The organism is Micromonospora fiedleri, from assembly GCF_016774385.1.
GTDB lineage: Bacteria > Actinomycetota > Actinomycetes > Mycobacteriales > Micromonosporaceae > Micromonospora > Micromonospora gifhornensis.
In genome coordinates this window covers 1-15,159 of record NZ_JAETXL010000001.1, presented here as the reverse complement: position 1 = coordinate 15,159, position 15,159 = coordinate 1, and the positions used below count along the sequence as shown (strand labels likewise).

Genomic DNA, 15,159 nt, shown 5'->3' with positions numbered 1-15,159 from the left:
CCCATGAAACCAGTCGGCAGGTGGCCGTCACATCAACGCGTGCGCGGCCACGGCGGTGACCGTCAGCTACGGTCGGTGCAGACCTGCTCCGAGCGGGCCACCACGTCGGTGGACCAGGCGACCGCCACCGTGAAGCAGTAGTCGAGGCTGCGGTTCAACCCGTACACCACGAAGCTGTCGGTGCCGGCGGGCAGATCGGCGAACGGGCTGGGTGGCTGCCCCGCCCGGCCACCGGAGACGATCACCGGTCCCTCACTGCCGGCCGGGTACTCCCAGCTCAACGTCACGCTGTCCCGGTTGTCGCGCAACGCGAGCCCGGTGGGCGGGGCGCCGGGGGAGACGGATGCCTGCGGTGCCGTGGTGACCGGCGCGCTGCCCGGGGCGCCGCTCGTGGCGGGGGCACCCGGGTCGGCGCCGCTGTCGAGCCGGGACATGCCGGCGATGACCGCGGCGGTACCGAGCAGCACCACGGCCACCCCGGCGGCCACGATCGGCACCATCCGGTTGGGCCGGCGTGGGGTCGGGGCGGCGCGGCGTACCGGCACCGGGAGCAGCCGCGACGGCGGCCCGGACTGCGGCGGCTCGTCGACCCGACGCAGTCGGTAGACCCCGGGCGCCTGCGGCGCGGGCCCGGTCAGACCCACCACGCTCGGCGGGACCGAGGTGCTCCGATCGGCGTACGGGTCGACCGGCCCCGTCCGCCCGCTCTCGTCGCCATACGGATCCGGCGCACCATACGCGTCCCGGCCGGTGCTGTACGGGTCCGGCGCGGCATAGGGATCCCGGTCGCTGTACGGATCCGGGTCGCTGTACCGATCCCGGTCGGTGTCCGCGTACGCATCGGCGTACGTGTCCCGGTCGGCGTCCGGGTATCGGTCCCGGTCGGGGTGCTGATCGGTGGCCGGTGGCGTCCACCAGTCGTCCGGTGGCCCGGCCCGGCCTTCGGCGGGCTGGCGTGGGGTGGGGACCGGCGAGGCCGCGCCGGCAGGTGGTGGGCTCCCGTGGTAGCCGTGGCTGGGGTGGTAGCCCTCGACCGGGTGCTGTTCCTCGGCGGAAGGGTGCGCCGTCGCCGGATCCGGCTCCGCCGGCCACCCCGACTCGTCGCTGGGCCAGGCCGGACCGTCAGCGGACCAGGCCGGACCGTCAGCGGGCGAGACGTTGGCGGCCGGGCCGTCGGCAGTCGAGACGGTGGTGGGCGGGGCGGTGGAGGGTGAGGCGGTAGTGGGTGAGGCGGTGGGGGTCTCCGGTGGGTCGACCGGCCACTGTGGTGCCGGTGGGGTGTCGCCCGGCGGTGGGGTACGGGCGGCCGGCACGACCGGGTCCTCGCTGCTGACCGGCGGATTGTCGGCGCAGACGTGATCCGGGTTGGCCGCGGCGCGGGCCAGGGCCGCCACCTGCGCGGTCAGCGGGTCGTCCGGGGCCAGGTACTGGCGGCTGAGTTCGCGAGCGAGGGCGAGGTTGTCGTGTGCCTCGCTGAACTGCCCGCAGTCGCGTTGCATGGAGCCGAGCCGGGCCAGCATCTTGATCCCGCTCGGGTGGCCGTCGCCGTACACCTCGCGGTGCAGTTCCCAGGCGTCCTGGAGGCGGTCGCGGGCGACCTGGCACTGGCCGCGGGCGTACTCCACGGTGGCCAGGTCGGCGTGTGCGGCCAGTACCCGCAGCGATTCGGGGCCGTCGGTGGCGGTGAGCTCGATGATGACTTCCTGGTAGAGCCGGGCGGCCCGGGACCAGCTGCCGACCCGGTGCAGCACCGCGGCGAGGGTCGCGGCGGCGGCGACCGTACGCGGGTCGGAGCGGCCGTGCAGACCGGTGGTGGCGGCGTACGCGAAGGCGGCCCAGCCTCGGGCCGAGTGCGGTTCGCCGAGCGCGACCAGGACGCGGGCATGCAGGCTCGCCGCTTCGGCCAGCTCGGGTGTCGCGTGGGCCGGGCGCGGGTCAGCGCCGGTCAACGCGTCGGCGAGCAGCCGTTGGGCGCCGGCGAGGTCGCCGGCGGAGACCAGGTCGTGAGCCTGATCAGTCAGTTCACCGAAGCCGGAAGGCACGCCCCATCGTGCTCATCCGACGACGTTATGTACAAGTCCCGCGCCGTAGCGGTTCGGTCAGGATCCGGTCATGGCTGGTTCAGGTGATCGGTCAGCGCCTCGCTGATGCGCCGCAGTTGGTCCACCTGAGCTGGGCTGAGTGCGTCGAACAGGTGTCGGCGTACGCCTTCGACGTGGCCGGGCGCGGCGGCGGCCAGGGTGGCGAAACCGTCGTCGGTGAGCCGGGCGATCTGCCCCCGTCGGTCGGTCGGGCAGTCCTCGCGGCGCACCCAGCCGGCCGCTTCGAGCCGGGTCACCGCGTGGGACAGCCGGCTGCGGGAGGAGCCGGTGGCGTCGGCCAGTTCGCTCATCCGCAGCCGACGCTCGGGCGCTTCGGAGAGCCGGACCAGGATCTCGTAGTAGGCGTGCGGCATCCCGGCGTCGCGTTGCAGCTCACGGTCGAGGGTGTCCATCAACGCGCGGGAGGCGGCCAGGAACGCTCGCCAGGTGCGCTGCTCGTCCGGATCAAGCCAGCGGGTCATGACCGCCATCATAGTCAAGGTAGTTGAGCGCTCAACCAAATCGCGCTAATGTCGTGACATGGGAATTCACCGCCTCAACCACGCCGTGCTCTACGTGAGCGATCTTGACCGTAGCGTCGCGTTCTACCGCGACGTGCTGGGCTTCCGACTGGTCCCGATGACCCCGAAGGGCTTCCGCGGCGCCGCCTTCCTCCAGGCGCCCGGCTCCACCAACGACCACGACCTCGGCCTGTTCGCCCTCGGCGCGCAGGCCCGCCCCTCGACCGCCGGCCGCACCACCGTCGGGCTGTACCACCTGGCCTGGGAGGTGGACACCCTCGACGAACTGGCCGAGACCGCCCGCCGGTTGACCGCAGCGGACGCCCTCGTCGGCGCCTCCGACCACGGCACCACCAAGAGCCTCTACGGCCGCGACCCCGACGGGCTGGAGTTCGAGGTGGTCTGGCTGGTGCCGGCCGACCGGCTCGACGACGCCGCGCTCGCCGCCCGCACCCGCATCGGCCGGCTCGACCTGCCCGCCGAGATCGCCCGCTACGGCGGCGCCACCCGCGGCGGCGTCGGCATCTCGGTCCCGGTCTGACCGCGTCGACCCCGTCAGTGGCCCTGACCCGCCGCGGCCGGGGCCGGTGGGGTAGAACGGGAGGGTGGCGGGTCTGTGGGTCTGGGAGCGGTATCTGGGTGGGTGGTTGACCGGGGCGTGCCAGCGGGCCCGGCGAGCCACCCTCGCCATCGTGTACGCCGGTGACGACGCCCGCCCGGCCGAGATCGCGCTGCGGGTGATCGGCGAGCACGGCGACCGGCTAGGCGGCTGCCGGCTCTCCGTGCTGGTGCTGGCCGACGGCACCGAAGACCTGCCGGCCCGCCTCGGTGCCGTCGAGGCCCAACTGCCGCCGCAGGTGGCGGTGCACCTGATGCCGGGCGCGCCCGGTGCTCCCGGTCGACTGTCGGTGGCGCTGCGGGCGGCCGGTGCCGCCGGCGCCCCGGTCCTGTCCTACCTGGGCACCGAGGGGGCGCTGGACCCGGCGACGCTCTCCGCCGCCGCGACCGGCCGGCCCGCCGAGGTGCTGGTGCTCTCCGGCGCGGGCACGTCGCTGCGGCCGGCCCTGGCCGACGCCGGGTTCCCGCTGGTGACCGAGGTGGAGTTGGCCGACCCCGCGGGGCGGATCGGGTTCGGCACCGGCTCGGACCGCAACCTGGAGGCGCTCAAGGAGGCGGTGTGGGCGACCGGGGCGGCGCTGCGTGACCCGGACGGTCTGCCGCTGCGGGCCGACCTGCCGGTGGACGTCGCGCCGCTGGCCGGTGTGCTGCTGGCCGAACTGGTCCGGCACGGCCCGCGTACGGTCACCGAACTGCGCCGGCACACCGTCACCGACACCGCCTACCGGGCGACGGACGCGGTGCGGGCGTTGACCGGACTGCTCGACGCGGGGCAGGTGAGCCGCGATCCGGAGCAGGGCCGCCTCGGTGGCGACGTGCTGGTCACGGCCGTCCGGTCAACTGCCTGACCACCAGGGACACCCCGGTGGCGATCACCCCGATGCTGAACAGCATCTGCACGATGACCAGCCCTCGGGCCAGTTGACCCTGGGCGTGCACGTCGCCGTAGCCGACGGTGGTCAACGTGGTCAGCGCGAAGTAGAGCGCGTCGATCCGGGTCTCCAGGTCGACGAACTGTGCCGGGGCGGCCCGGGCCACCACGAAGTCGGCGAGGGCGAAGGCGAGCAGCCCGGCGACCAGGGCTATCGCCAGGTGCGCCAGCGACCGGGCCTCGCGGGCCGGTCCGGCGACGAGTTGACGACGTACCTGGCTGGTCACCAGCCAGGCCACCGCGCCCACCATCGACAGGGTGAGGCCGAGGCGTACGCCGATCCGCGCGGTGTTGGGGTCGGGCTCCACCGGTATGACGAAGTAGGTCACCAGCAGCAGGGCACAGGCCAGCCCGGCACGCCGAAACTCCTGCGGATGGTCCGGTTTCTGCCTCATTTCTCCATTGTCTGGTTTGGCCTGTCGGGCATCGGGTCGATCGGTCATTTCCCCTGCCGGGACACGGAGTCCCCACAGGAGAGCGGGGCACCGGACCGGTGCCCCGCTCGACCTCGGAACCTCACGCCTGGGACTTGTCCTGTTTCCAGGACAGCGGGCCGGGTAGGTCAACCCTGTGCGCCTTGGCCCGCGAGTTCCAGGACCATCGTCCGAGCTTGATGCTCCAGGACGAGAAGCCGTTCTGGGTGAAGTTCAGGATCAGCGGCCCGAACTTCTTGCGCTTGCGGAACATCAGACCCATTGCGGGCCTCCCTTCGTCGTGTCCCCTGCGCGCTCGAAGATGCCCGTAACGCCCACGCCGCAAACTCCGCTGGTCTCCAGTGGAGGCCGTCGCCTCACCACAACCCGAATATCCCATTTATCAGATGGGTTTTGCCGAGCAGTAGATGCTGCTTGGATCGATGTTGTGGGGAGCTGGCGGCATCTGTCTCACGTTGTGATGGTGCCGGGAGCTCGCTCGATCTCGCGCACCGGAGAGGACCCGTCATGCAACACCCCGCACCTCTGCGCGCCAGCAACACCATCCTGCCGCGCCGCGACACCGACACCGGCGTGACCACCGCCGGGCGGGACCGCGTCGACCAGTTGCGACCGGTGGACCGGGACCTGTTCGACCGGCTGCGGCAGCAGCAGGTCGGCACGGTCACCGTGGTCACCGCGGTGGCCCGGAACAACCGGTCCGCCTGCCTGGGCGGCCTCGGCGCGACACCACGAGCCGGCTTCACCACGACCAGCTTCACCACCGTGTCGCTGGACCCGCCACGGGTGTCGTTCAGCCACGACACCGCCGCGTCCACCGCGCCGGTGCTGGACCGGGCCGAGCACGTCGCCGTACATCTGCTCGCCGCCAACCAGACCGAAGCGGCGACCGTCTTCGCCACCCCCGGCGTCGACCCGTTCGCCGCATACCCCTACTGGGAGGCCGGTCCGTTCGGGCTGCCGCTGCTGACCGGCGTGCTGGGCCGACTGCTCTGCCGGGTGGTGCACCGGATTCCCGTCGGCGACCACACGCTCGTCGTCGCCGAGCCGCTGGCGCTCTCCGTCGGCGTCGACGGAGAACCGCTGCTGCATCAGCCCGGCGGCTACGCCACGGCGACGCCGGCTGTCAGGTGACAGTGGTGCGGATCAGCGAGGCTCCCAGGCATCGGGTTGGGTGGTCAGCCGTCGCACGTGGGCGGGCAACCGCCCACTGAGCACGTCGGCCAGGCTCACCTCGTCGACCACCCGCCGCAGCGAGGCGCGGACCGCCACCCAGAAGCCGGGCAGGTGCTGCGCCACACCCTCGTAGCTGGTCTCCTCGGGACGCAGACCCCGTACGCCGGCCAGTGGCCCCTCCACCGCCCGCAGCACCGCACCGACGGTCACCTCCCGGGGCGGCCGGGCCAGGGCGTAGCCGCCCTCCGCCCCGCGCTGGGCGCGAACGACACCGGCCCGACGCAGGTCGGCCAGCACCGCCTCCAGGAACTTGCGCGGCATGTCCTGCTCCGCGGAGATGGTCTGGGTGGACAGCAGTGCCGGGTACGCGGCCGCCAGGCTCAGCGCCGCCCGTACCGCATAGTCGCCACGCGCGGAGATCTGCACCCTGCCATCATGCCCAATCCGTCCCGCCGGCAGCGCCGCCGGGCCCGGTCGAATTCGTTCGTCACCCCTGGTGACTGTCGGTCCGGGCGTCGACCGGGGTACGCGGACGGACCATCGGACCCGGCCCGCGTTGGTCGCGGGCGGCGCGGAACGAGCCCGGACTGACCCCGACCTCACGGGTGAAGAACCGACCGAAGTTGGTCGGCTCGGTGAAGCCGAGCTGTCGACCGATCTGCGCGATCGGCTCGTCGGTGGCGGCGAGCAGCCGACCGGCCTGGAGCGCCACCCGCTCGTCGAGCACCTGTTTCGCGCTGCGCCCGGTCACCGCCAGGCAGGCCCGGGTGAGCGTACGCACCGAGCAGCCCAGCCGGTCGGCGTAATCCTCGACCCGACGGCTGTGCGAGAACCCGATCTCGACCTCACGCCGGAAGCGGTGGTAGGTGACCTCCTCCGGCCGCGAGGGCCGCCAGTCGGCGTTCGGCAGCATGCTCAACCGCAGCAGCAGCACGCTCAGCTGATGGCGCAGCAGGCTCCGACCGGCCGGAGTGTCCCGGTGCCGGCGGGCGTCCACGGTCAACTGGCTCACCTCGTTGATGACCGCGTCCTCGTCCTCCCCGGCGAGCTGGAACCAGGCCGGCCCGTCGTCGGCGGCGACGTCCAACCCGTGCAGCGCCTCCGGGTGCCAGCGGATGACCGTGGCGTCCAGGTCGGGCAGGGCACAGCGCAGCACCTGGCCGGGCCGTACCCGCAACAGCGTGCCGGGCCGACACGGCAGTGGGCGGAAATCGACCTCGGCGTACCCGTGACCGCTGGTGGCCAGCACGATCAGCTCCCGGTCGAGCAGCATCGGCCGGCGCCACCGTGGGTCGGGCGCGAGGCTGCAGAGCGTGACCGTTTCGATCTCGCCGGTGGGATCGAGCCGGGCGGGGGAGAGGTGACCGGAAGCGACCATCACCAGCGACGTTAGCCCGACAGTCAGCGGTATGCATCTTCTCCGGCCCGCGCGTCCGCGTCTCCGTGCCGGCTTGTCGTGGCCGGACACGACGACTAGGTTCCGATCGATAGCGCCCCGGCCGCGGTGCTGCTCGCGCGGGCACGGGTCGCCGATCCCGGCCGGCAGGCCGGCCTGCGAGAGGATGGGCATGACCGATCTGTTCTCGGTCCACGGCAAGACGGTCCTGGTCACCGGCGGGACGCGGGGGATCGGGCTGATGATCGCCCGAGGCTTCGTCGAGGCCGGCGCACACGTGATCATTTCGTCCCGCAAGGCGGAGGCCTGCGCGGCGGTGGCCGAGGAACTGTCCGCGTACGGCAGGTGCGAGGCGATCCCCGCCGACCTGAGCAGCGACGAGGCCGCGCAGGCGCTCGCCGAGGCGGTACGCGAGCGGGTCGACACCCTCGACGTGCTGGTCAACAACGCCGGCGCGACCTGGGGCGCACCGCTGGAGGAGTACCCGGAGAGCGCGTTCGACAAGCTCTGGGCGATCAACGTCAAGGCCGTCTTCCGGCTGACCACCGCGCTGCTGCCGGCGCTGCGGGCCGCCGCCACCGACGACGACCCGGCCCGCGTGATCAACATCGGCTCGGTCGACGGCCTACGGGTGCCCTCGATGGAGGTGTACGCCTACTCGGCGACCAAGGCGGCGGTGCACATGCTGACCCGCAGCCTGGCCCACCAGTTGGCCGGCGAGCGGATCACCGTCAACGCGATCGCGCCCGGCCCGTTCGAGAGCAGGATGATGGCGTTCGCGCTTGACGACCCGGGGTCGCGGGCCGCCATCGAGTCGCAGGTGCCACTGGGACGAATCGGTCGACCCGAGGACATGGCGGGCACCGCGATATACCTGGCGTCCCGGGCCGGCGCCTACCTGACCGGTGCGGTGATCCCGGTCGACGGAGGCATCACCACGCACGGCTGAGCCGGCGACCGGGCGGGGGGATCCGGGTCGCGTGGCCGATGGCGGGAGGCTGCCCGCGTACCGTCGGACATGCTGGGGCCGCGCGGACCCCGAAGGTCTGCGCGGCCCTGGCTCGGGTCGTGGTCAGCGCCCGGCGAGCAGCCGGTTGACCGCCGTGTCGACGTCCAGGTGCTCGGCCTCGCGACCGCGCGGGACGACGACGTAGGTGCGCCGCAGGAACCGCACCAGCACGCTGCGCGGCACCTCGAACAGGGCGTTGCCGTCCGGCGACGACAGCGCCAGCGCGACGAAGTCGCCGCGCGGAGTGGCCCATGGCCAGACCCGGACGTCGCCGATGCCGGCCGGTTCGTCGAGCCCGGTGACCAACAGCTCGCGGGCGAACGACCAACTCACCGCCTCGCCGCCGGCCGATTCGGCATGGAACAGGACATGGACCGCATACGGGTCAGCAGGGTCGTAGCGCAGGCTGGCACGCACCGGCAAGGCGGTGGCGTCAGGCGCGACTAGCCTTAGCGACGTCTCGACCTCAACGGTCGTCGGTCGGATGACACTCATGGACGTTCTCCCCCCGGCACCGCGTGCGGAACGCGCGTGTCCCGCTTTTCCCATACTCAGCCGCTACTCCTGGCTACGCTCCGCCATACGCTGACTTCACCCAGTGGTGGGAAGGGGGTCGGAAAGGCCACGAGAATGTGAAAATTCATCTAGGATTTCCGGTTCTGCCCAGTGCGTAGATCCCGCCCGGCATCGGGTGGTTCAGTCGTCGACTTACTCCGGTAACGTCCAGTCGGCCGTTACAGTGACGGGCCCGCGCCACACTAGGTGGTGAAATGGCCGCTGAGTGATCCTGAGTGGATCCCACGGCATGGCGGATCCGTCGATCGTCGCGGTCCGCGAGACGAACAGCGGGGGTACGGGGTGCCGAAAAAGCAGGAGGGCCAGCGCGGCCGGTCAACAGCCGAACGCCGACCGACAGGCGGCGACCGCAACCGCCGCAATTCACGCCGCCCTGCCAACGGGCAAGCTCCCGCCCGACGGGGTAACCACCCCCTCATGCAGGATGAGCGAGTGCAGGCGGGCCAGGCCACACGGCGCGAGAGGAGGGGTGTCACCATGCCGGAACGACGTGACCGACCCCGCTGGCGTCGTCGGGTGTCCACCACCCTCGCACTGATCCGATCCAACCCCACCGGCCGGCTCGCCCTGCGGGTCATCATCGGGGTGCTCGGCGCCCTCGTCGTCGCCGTCGGCATCCTGCTCATCCCGCTACCCGGCCCCGGCTGGCTGATCGTGATCGCCGGCCTCGGCATCTGGGCCGTCGAGTTCCACTGGGCCAAACGACTGCTCACCTTCACCCGCCGCCACGTCCACGGCTGGGCCAACTGGGTGAAGCGACAATCACTGGCCGTACGCTTCGTGCTCGGCGCGGTCGGCATCGTCTTCGTCGGCGCGGTGGCCCTGATCTCGATCAAACTCAGCCTCGACATCGACGTGATCGCCCAGGTCCTGCGCTACTTCGCGACGCACTGACCCCGGGTTCGCGATCCGGTCGCACGATCGGGTAGAGTCATCCGCGCTGAGGGCGATTAGCTCAGCGGGAGAGCGCTTCGTTCACACCGAAGAGGTCACTGGTTCGATCCCAGTATCGCCCACGCAGCTCAGGCCACTTCCCGGCTCCGGGAGGTGGCCTTTCTGCTGCCAGTACAGCAGCGAAGTACAGCAGTTCGTCACCGCGTCAGGGACTCACCGAGCCGCTTGAGCGCGTCCCGGGTCGCCTGCGACGACACCTGCGTGTAGATCTCCATCGTTACCGAGAAGCGGGCGTGCCGGAGGATCTGCATGGCGACTCGCGGGTGGACGTCGAGGTCGGCCAGGAGGGTGGCGCAGGTCCGCCGCGCGTCGTGGACGGTGATCGGCTTGACTGCCGCCTTGTCGCATCGGGTCCGCCAGGAGCGCTGGAAGTTGCGCGGCTCGATGGGCGTGCCGTAGCGGGTGGTAAATACGAGGTCGTTCTCGTGCCACGCCTTACCGGCCGTCGCTTGGGCCTCGTCGCGTTGGTGCTTGCGCAGCCGGAGGGCGGTCAGGCAGATGTCCGGCAGGGGCAGGGTGGCGTCGGACGCCTGGGTCTTGGTGTCGCGGTGCAGGAGTTGCCCGCGTACGCGTTGGAGCTGGCGGCCGATGGTCAGCTCTCCGGCGTCGAGGTCGACGTCGGCCCAGGTGAGACCGAGGGCTTCGCCTTTGCGCAGGCCGGTGACGAGGACCAGGGCGTACGCGGCATAGAGCGGATCGGCGTCGGCGCGAGCCGATTCGAGGAAGCGGCGTGCCTCGTCGCTGGACCAGGACTTACCGCGGCGACGGCGGACGGTGGCCAGGGTGACCGGCACGGCTGGATTCCTGGTGATGAGGTCTTCGGCCTGGGCGTGGGTGAGGGCGGCCCGAAGTGCGGCGCGGATGTCGCTGACCGTGCGCGTCGACGGGACCGCCTGGCAGCACCGGCCGACCGCGCAGCAGCGCCGCTTGTCCTTACGGCGGGCGGCGTCCTTGCCCTGGGCGCAGCACTGGCAGGTACGGGCCACCTGGTTCAGCCAGGTCTGCACATCGCGTGCCTGGAGCCGGTCGAGCCGCTTGGCCCCGAGGCCGGGGACGAGGTAGCGACGGACGAACGTCTCGTAGGTGGCGAAGGTCAGCGGCGCCCGGTTCGGCTCGATGATCTCGGTCAGCCAGTAGGCGAGGAAGCTGCCCACAGTCGGCACACTTGTCGCCACCGGTCCCGCCTTGGCCTGCTGGTGCAGTTTGATCCACTTGTCGTGCACGGCGTCCCGGGTCTTGCCATAGACGTACTTGCGGGTCCGCTTGCCGTCCGGCTTGGTGACCCAGACGTACGCGGCGAAGCCGTTGCGGTACGGGAAGATCGAGCCTTCCCCGTTGGCGCGGGCACGGGCACGGGCGGGCATCAGGCGGCCTCCTGCCGTTCGATCTGGTCGCGGATGTAGTCGTCGACCCATTCGGGGAGGATGCGGCGGTACTTGCCGTCCTTGATGGAGCGCAGTTCACCGGTGGCGATCTTCATCTTGACCTTGGAGATGCCGAAGCCGAGCAGGACGGCGACCTCGGCGGGGGAGTACCAGCGCGGGGTGAGGGATCGGGTCACGCCGCCACCCCCGACCACAGCTCGTGGGCGAGTTCCTCCCGGCCGACGCGGCTGCGTTCCCGGTGCTGGGCGGCGGCGGTGTTGGCGAGCAGGGCGTCCCCGTCGGTCAGCCACCCGGAGCCGACGAAGGCCAGGGTGCCGACGGTGACGGAGCTGTCATCGGCGCGGCGGTAGGTGGCGCGGGTGTCGCGGAGCAGCCCGAAGGTGACCGAGTACCGGCGGGCCTTGGTGAGGAAGTGACCGCCGTAGCCGAGCATGTGCGCCCACCGACGCAGCCCGGCGTAGGCACGGGATGTGGTGTCAAGGTCGCCTTGACGGTTTTCGGCTTGGGCGGCGGTGTCGCTGGTGCGGTGCCGGGTGGGACGGCCGAGTCGCCAGCAGGCGTCGATGAGCCGGGCCAGGTGGTCGCCCTCCGGATCGGCGTAGGCGTCGACGGTGTCCGGGGTGAGCCGGGTGGAGCAGTGGCCCGTGACCTCGGTGGCCTTGGTGGCGTACTTGGCCAGGTAGGCGGCCACCCTGGCGTCGGTCACGTCCCCGTCGCCGGTGCCGATGCGGCGCACGTCGACCTGCTCGCCCCAGGCGATCGACCAACCCTGCGGCCGGTCGGGATGCGGCGGGGTAGCGAAGGTGATCTGCCCAGCAGCGGCGTGCACGGCGGCGTCGAGATCGTCCACAGTGATCCCGGCCGGTGGCGGGACCAGGGCGTGCCGGTCACCGGGATCGACCCCGTCGAGGCGCAGCAGGACGTGGAAGTGCACCGCGCCCCGGCGCTGCATCTCGGCAACCTTCCCATGCGACACCCGCACCGGCGGCACCCGCCGAACCCGGCCGGAGTCGGTGACGACCTCCACCCTCGGGATACCGCGTCGGCGGCAGAGGGCGGCAAGCTGGCGTTCGACGGCCTGCTTGGTGCGTCGCCACAGCTCACCGGCGAAGACGTTCCAGACGACCTGGTGATCGTGGTCGTAGCAGTCCAGGCAGAGCGGCCGACCGAGCTGCGGATCGGCCGAGTCGTGACGGGCGAAGCAGACCCCAGGCCGCCCGTGCGGGCAGGTGACAGCATCACGGCGGGCGTGGCAGGGGGATGGTCGGCAGTCGCAGCGCCGTCGGTCGGCGCAGGTGTGCCGGGGTACGTGCCGGTGGTGGACCGGGCCGAACGACGGCGCGGTGAAGGTGGCGAAGACGACCGGGTGCCGGGCCACCGAGACGGGGACCGTTTTGCCGCCGGTCAGACCGCAGCGGACGACCTGGAAGGCGTCACCGGCGTAGACCCAGGAGCAGTCCGGGCACTGGGCGGCACGCCGATTGCCGCACGCCTTGTAGAGCACCCGATCGGGCAGCTCGTCGGTGTGCTGCTCGGCCAGGACCCGGCCGGTACCCCGGTCGACGGCGGTCATGGTGCCAGTCAGCCGGATCGGACGGGCACAGCCCCCGGCGGTCCGGGTGTGCTCCAACCAGCCGAAGTAGTCGGGGGTGGTGGCCCGGTGCAGGGCCTGGGCGTCACGCCCGGCGGCGACGCCGGGACGGTGCAGGGTGGACACGGTCTCTCTCCTCAGAGCGGGTGGCAGGGACGGGCGACGAATCGCCACCGGTCGTCGGAACGCTGTACGTCGGTGGTGTTCGTGGTGTCTCCTGGCACCGCCGTGGAGGGCGGCTGACGCCGGAGGGCGGGTGTGGCCGACCGCCGTTGAGGCGCGGTCCGGTTGCCGTGCTGGTTCATGCCGGGACGGGTGGGGTGCCTGAAGGTCGGCATCCGGCGGGTTGCCGCAGGCGAGCCCCACCCGTCGAAGAGCGAATCCGGGCCATCGTGACGGCGGGAAGGCCGTGCTGGGCCACTCAGCGGATTCCGGGCCGACATCGCGGCCAGCGTGATCGAGAACCGGCGGGACGTGGCCCGCATCAGCGGCAGGAAGGCCGCTCAGCATCTCCGTGGTCGAGCCCAGCGATCCGGCAGGAAGGCCGCACTGGCGTGCTCGACGACCGCCAGAGTAGCACCGGGTACCGACGCGTCAACCCGTCGTGAATCGCGCTGGCCCGAGGAGGGACGGCCGGCTGCCGGCCGGTGTGGGAGGACTTTCTGTACGTCTATCAAGGCGGCCCTGAACGGGCCGCACGCGCCGCCGCCTGGGCGCGCGTCCGTCGCTCCGCTGGCGCTCCGACTCCGGCCACGCAACACGCCCGGCGGCTGGCGCGGAGGGCGGGTAGCCCGGTGGGCCGCCGCAGAACGACAGGGGCGTTGACCGGTGAGGGGTGGGCCGGCAGCCGGCCGGGCCGCGCGGCCACGAGTCCGCGCGGCGCAGGGAAGCGGACGCCGGCCGCGTTGGCGAGCTGGCGGCGGTCGAGGGGTTGCGGTTACTGCGCCTCCGGCGGGGGCGCTCCGGCTCCAGGATGGCCGGGGCTCCGTCAGCGGGTCACGGTCCGTGGGCGGTGGCGGTAGGCCATCCCGCCTGCCATCGACCCGGGCAAGCCGAGCAGACCACCGCCCGACCCGCCAGCGCCCGTACGAGCCGTCAAGGTCCGCTTGACGTGGCGGGCCGGGCGGCGGCCCGCTCCCCAGGAGGGCGGGTCGACGGCAGACAGTGAGGATGGTGGGGTGGGTCGCCGGGTTGGTCTGACTCACCGGCAGACCGACGCTTGCTGTCCTCATCCCGATCCGTCGGCCGGCTCGGTGGCCCCGCCAACTGCATGTCACCGGTCAGGCGTCGTGACTTGATAGGAGCCTGTGCGAGAGGCACCCACCACTGTGTTGTCCGCATCGCCTGACCGGTGACGTGTCCACGAGATTCTCGACGCAGACCGAGAAAGGGCGGACCTCACCAGCATGGCAGCGAAGAAGAGATCGGTCATCGGCGGTGTCGACACCCACCGCGACACCCACCACGCAGCGATCATCGACAACACCGGCGGCCTCCTGGACGACGCCGAATTCCCGGCAACCGCCGCCGGCTATGCAGACCTGCTGGCCTGGATGCGCTCGTTCGGCCGCCTGACGGCCATCGGCGTCGAAGGAACCGGCAGCTACGGCGCTGGCCTGGCCCGCCACCTGACCGGCCAGAAGGTCACCGTGGTCGAGGTCGACCGCCCGGATCGCAGGACCCGCCGATCCAAGGGCAAGTCAGACCCCATCGACGCTGTCGCCGCCGCCCGGGCGACCCTCGCCGGTACCGCCATGGGTACGCCGAAGACCCGCACCGGACCTGTCGAGGCCATCCGTGCCCTGCGAGTGGCCCGCCAAGGTGCAGTCAAGGCCCGCACGGCGGCGATCAACCAGATGCGCGGCCTGGTCGCCGCCGCCCCCGAAGCTCTGCGGGCACAGTTGACCAAACTCAGCACCGCCGTCCTGATCAACCGATGCGCCGCGCTCACCATCGACCCGACCCGGCTGGCCGACCCTGAACAGGCCACCGCTGCCGCACTCGCCGGACTCGCCCGGCGGGTCACCGCCCTGGCCGATGAGATCACCACCCTCGACCGGCAACTGACACCACTGGTCCGCCAAGCCGCACCCCACACCAGCGCCCTGTTCGGCGTCGGCACCGACGTCGCCGCCCAACTACTCACCACCGCCGGCGACAACCCCGACCGCCTCCGATCAGAAGCAGCACTCGCCCACCTCTGCGGAGCCGCACCCATCCCCGCCAGCTCCGGACGAGTACGCCGCCACCGCCTCCACCGAGGAGGCGACCGCGGCGCCAACCACGCCCTACACACCATCGCCCTCTGCCGCCTGCGCTACGACCCACGCACCCGCGCCTACCAGCAACGACGCATCACCCAAGGCCTCAGCAAGCAGGAGATCCTCCGCTGCCTCAAGCGCTACATCGTCCGCGACGTCTACACAGCCCTCCGGGCCGACTTCGCCGCCCTCACCCCTTGACCTCCATAGGAGCATCGGGATGGCT

The 15,159-nt window shown here is 71.7% G+C and carries 16 protein-coding genes and 1 tRNA gene; 7 read left to right on the top strand and 10 right to left on the bottom strand.

Annotated features, from left to right (window positions below):
• Window positions 1-62: 62 nt before the first annotated feature.
• Both JMF97_RS00085 and JMF97_RS00080 read right to left on the bottom strand, forming a co-directional pair.
• Complete coding sequence (locus JMF97_RS00085; protein ID WP_203219673.1) at window positions 63-2,042, bottom strand: tetratricopeptide repeat protein; 1,980 nt, start codon at window positions 2,040-2,042, stop codon at window positions 63-65.
• A gap of 68 nt (window positions 2,043-2,110) precedes the next feature.
• Window positions 2,111-2,572 carry a MarR family winged helix-turn-helix transcriptional regulator gene (locus JMF97_RS00080; protein WP_043723507.1) on the bottom strand — a complete coding sequence of 154 codons (462 nt, stop codon included), beginning with the start codon at window positions 2,570-2,572 and terminating at the stop codon, window positions 2,111-2,113.
• Window positions 2,573-2,621: 49 nt separating this feature from the next.
• On the opposite strand from JMF97_RS00080, the gene JMF97_RS00075 reads away from it, so the two are divergent.
• Window positions 2,622-3,143, top strand: coding sequence for a VOC family protein (locus JMF97_RS00075; protein ID WP_203219672.1), 522 nt, complete (start codon window positions 2,622-2,624; stop codon window positions 3,141-3,143).
• 64 nt (window positions 3,144-3,207) lie between these two features.
• On the top strand, window positions 3,208-4,068 hold the full coding sequence (locus JMF97_RS00070; RefSeq protein WP_203219671.1) for a hypothetical protein: 861 nt from the start codon (window positions 3,208-3,210) through the stop codon (window positions 4,066-4,068).
• On the opposite strand, the gene JMF97_RS00065 is transcribed toward JMF97_RS00070, so the two are convergent.
• Complete coding sequence (locus JMF97_RS00065) at window positions 4,043-4,546, bottom strand: potassium channel family protein (protein ID WP_203219670.1); 504 nt, start codon at window positions 4,544-4,546, stop codon at window positions 4,043-4,045. The two genes, JMF97_RS00070 and JMF97_RS00065, sit on opposite strands and share 26 nt — an antisense overlap.
• 121 nt (window positions 4,547-4,667) lie before the next feature.
• Window positions 4,668-4,847 (bottom strand): DUF4236 domain-containing protein, encoded by a 180-nt coding sequence (locus tag JMF97_RS00060; protein ID WP_013732429.1) that lies wholly within the window; start codon window positions 4,845-4,847, stop codon window positions 4,668-4,670.
• 245 nt (window positions 4,848-5,092) lie between these two features.
• Here JMF97_RS00060 and JMF97_RS00055 point away from each other — a divergent pair, with 245 nt between their 5' ends.
• Window positions 5,093-5,719, top strand: coding sequence for a flavin reductase family protein (locus JMF97_RS00055; RefSeq protein WP_203219669.1), 627 nt, complete (start codon window positions 5,093-5,095; stop codon window positions 5,717-5,719).
• Window positions 5,720-5,731: 12 nt separating this feature from the next.
• On the opposite strand, the gene JMF97_RS00050 is transcribed toward JMF97_RS00055, so the two are convergent.
• Both JMF97_RS00050 and JMF97_RS00045 read right to left on the bottom strand, forming a co-directional pair.
• On the bottom strand, window positions 5,732-6,187 hold the full coding sequence (locus JMF97_RS00050) for an RrF2 family transcriptional regulator (RefSeq protein WP_013732431.1): 456 nt from the start codon (window positions 6,185-6,187) through the stop codon (window positions 5,732-5,734).
• A 61-nt stretch (window positions 6,188-6,248) separates the two neighbouring features.
• Complete coding sequence (locus JMF97_RS00045; RefSeq protein WP_013732432.1) at window positions 6,249-7,139, bottom strand: helix-turn-helix domain-containing protein; 891 nt, start codon at window positions 7,137-7,139, stop codon at window positions 6,249-6,251.
• A 190-nt stretch (window positions 7,140-7,329) separates the two neighbouring features.
• Here JMF97_RS00045 and JMF97_RS00040 point away from each other — a divergent pair, with 190 nt between their 5' ends.
• The gene (locus JMF97_RS00040) at window positions 7,330-8,106 is read left to right on the top strand and encodes a glucose 1-dehydrogenase (protein WP_203219668.1); all 777 of its coding nucleotides are present in this window, start codon (window positions 7,330-7,332) and stop codon (window positions 8,104-8,106) included.
• Between the two features lie 123 nt (window positions 8,107-8,229).
• Here the strand turns inward: JMF97_RS00040 and JMF97_RS00035 are convergent, their stop codons facing one another.
• The gene (locus JMF97_RS00035) at window positions 8,230-8,661 is read right to left on the bottom strand and encodes an SsgA family sporulation/cell division regulator (protein ID WP_007457244.1); all 432 of its coding nucleotides are present in this window, start codon (window positions 8,659-8,661) and stop codon (window positions 8,230-8,232) included.
• 300 nt (window positions 8,662-8,961) lie between these two features.
• Here JMF97_RS00035 and JMF97_RS32285 point away from each other — a divergent pair, with 300 nt between their 5' ends.
• The gene (locus JMF97_RS32285; protein WP_438803739.1) at window positions 8,962-9,636 is read left to right on the top strand and encodes a TIGR02611 family protein; all 675 of its coding nucleotides are present in this window, start codon (window positions 8,962-8,964) and stop codon (window positions 9,634-9,636) included.
• Window positions 9,637-9,686: 50 nt separating this feature from the next.
• A tRNA-Val gene (locus JMF97_RS00025) sits at window positions 9,687-9,758 on the top strand.
• Window positions 9,759-9,833: 75 nt separating this feature from the next.
• Here the strand turns inward: JMF97_RS00025 and JMF97_RS00020 are convergent.
• From JMF97_RS00020 to JMF97_RS00010, 3 genes are read right to left on the bottom strand one after another with little or no spacing between them, the layout of a single operon-like run.
• Window positions 9,834-11,060 carry a tyrosine-type recombinase/integrase gene (locus JMF97_RS00020; protein ID WP_203219666.1) on the bottom strand — a complete coding sequence of 409 codons (1,227 nt, stop codon included), beginning with the start codon at window positions 11,058-11,060 and terminating at the stop codon, window positions 9,834-9,836.
• Window positions 11,060-11,257, bottom strand: a complete 198-nt coding sequence (locus JMF97_RS00015; RefSeq protein ID WP_203219665.1) for an excisionase family DNA-binding protein — start codon at window positions 11,255-11,257, stop codon at window positions 11,060-11,062. The genes JMF97_RS00020 and JMF97_RS00015 overlap by 1 nt, the downstream gene beginning before the upstream one ends.
• Entirely contained in the window at window positions 11,254-12,798 is a 1,545-nt protein-coding gene (locus JMF97_RS00010; RefSeq protein ID WP_307816710.1) for a replication initiator, read from the bottom strand. Before JMF97_RS00010 ends, JMF97_RS00015 begins: the two co-directional genes overlap by 4 nt.
• 1,280 nt (window positions 12,799-14,078) lie before the next feature.
• Here JMF97_RS00010 and JMF97_RS00005 point away from each other — a divergent pair.
• Entirely contained in the window at window positions 14,079-15,134 is a 1,056-nt protein-coding gene (locus tag JMF97_RS00005; protein ID WP_203219664.1) for an IS110 family RNA-guided transposase, read from the top strand.
• The last annotated feature ends 25 nt before the right edge of the window (window positions 15,135-15,159 follow it).

Excerpts from the sequence above, each read along its gene's own strand:
- JMF97_RS00080 (WP_043723507.1), bottom strand. The coding sequence starts at position 2,572 with ATGGCGGTCATGACCCGCTGGCTTGATCCGGACGAGCAGCGCACCTGG.
- JMF97_RS00075 (WP_203219672.1), top strand. The coding sequence starts at position 2,622 with ATGGGAATTCACCGCCTCAACCACGCCGTGCTCTACGTGAGCGATCTT.
- JMF97_RS00065 (WP_203219670.1), bottom strand. The coding sequence starts at position 4,546 with ATGAGGCAGAAACCGGACCATCCGCAGGAGTTTCGGCGTGCCGGGCTG.
- JMF97_RS00060 (WP_013732429.1), bottom strand. The coding sequence starts at position 4,847 with ATGGGTCTGATGTTCCGCAAGCGCAAGAAGTTCGGGCCGCTGATCCTG.
- JMF97_RS00055 (WP_203219669.1), top strand. The coding sequence starts at position 5,093 with ATGCAACACCCCGCACCTCTGCGCGCCAGCAACACCATCCTGCCGCGC.
- JMF97_RS00045 (WP_013732432.1), bottom strand. The coding sequence starts at position 7,139 with ATGGTCGCTTCCGGTCACCTCTCCCCCGCCCGGCTCGATCCCACCGGC.
- JMF97_RS00040 (WP_203219668.1), top strand. The coding sequence starts at position 7,330 with ATGACCGATCTGTTCTCGGTCCACGGCAAGACGGTCCTGGTCACCGGC.
- JMF97_RS00035 (WP_007457244.1), bottom strand. The coding sequence starts at position 8,661 with ATGAGTGTCATCCGACCGACGACCGTTGAGGTCGAGACGTCGCTAAGG.
- JMF97_RS00020 (WP_203219666.1), bottom strand. The coding sequence starts at position 11,060 with ATGCCCGCCCGTGCCCGTGCCCGCGCCAACGGGGAAGGCTCGATCTTC.
- JMF97_RS00005 (WP_203219664.1), top strand. The coding sequence starts at position 14,079 with ATGGCAGCGAAGAAGAGATCGGTCATCGGCGGTGTCGACACCCACCGC.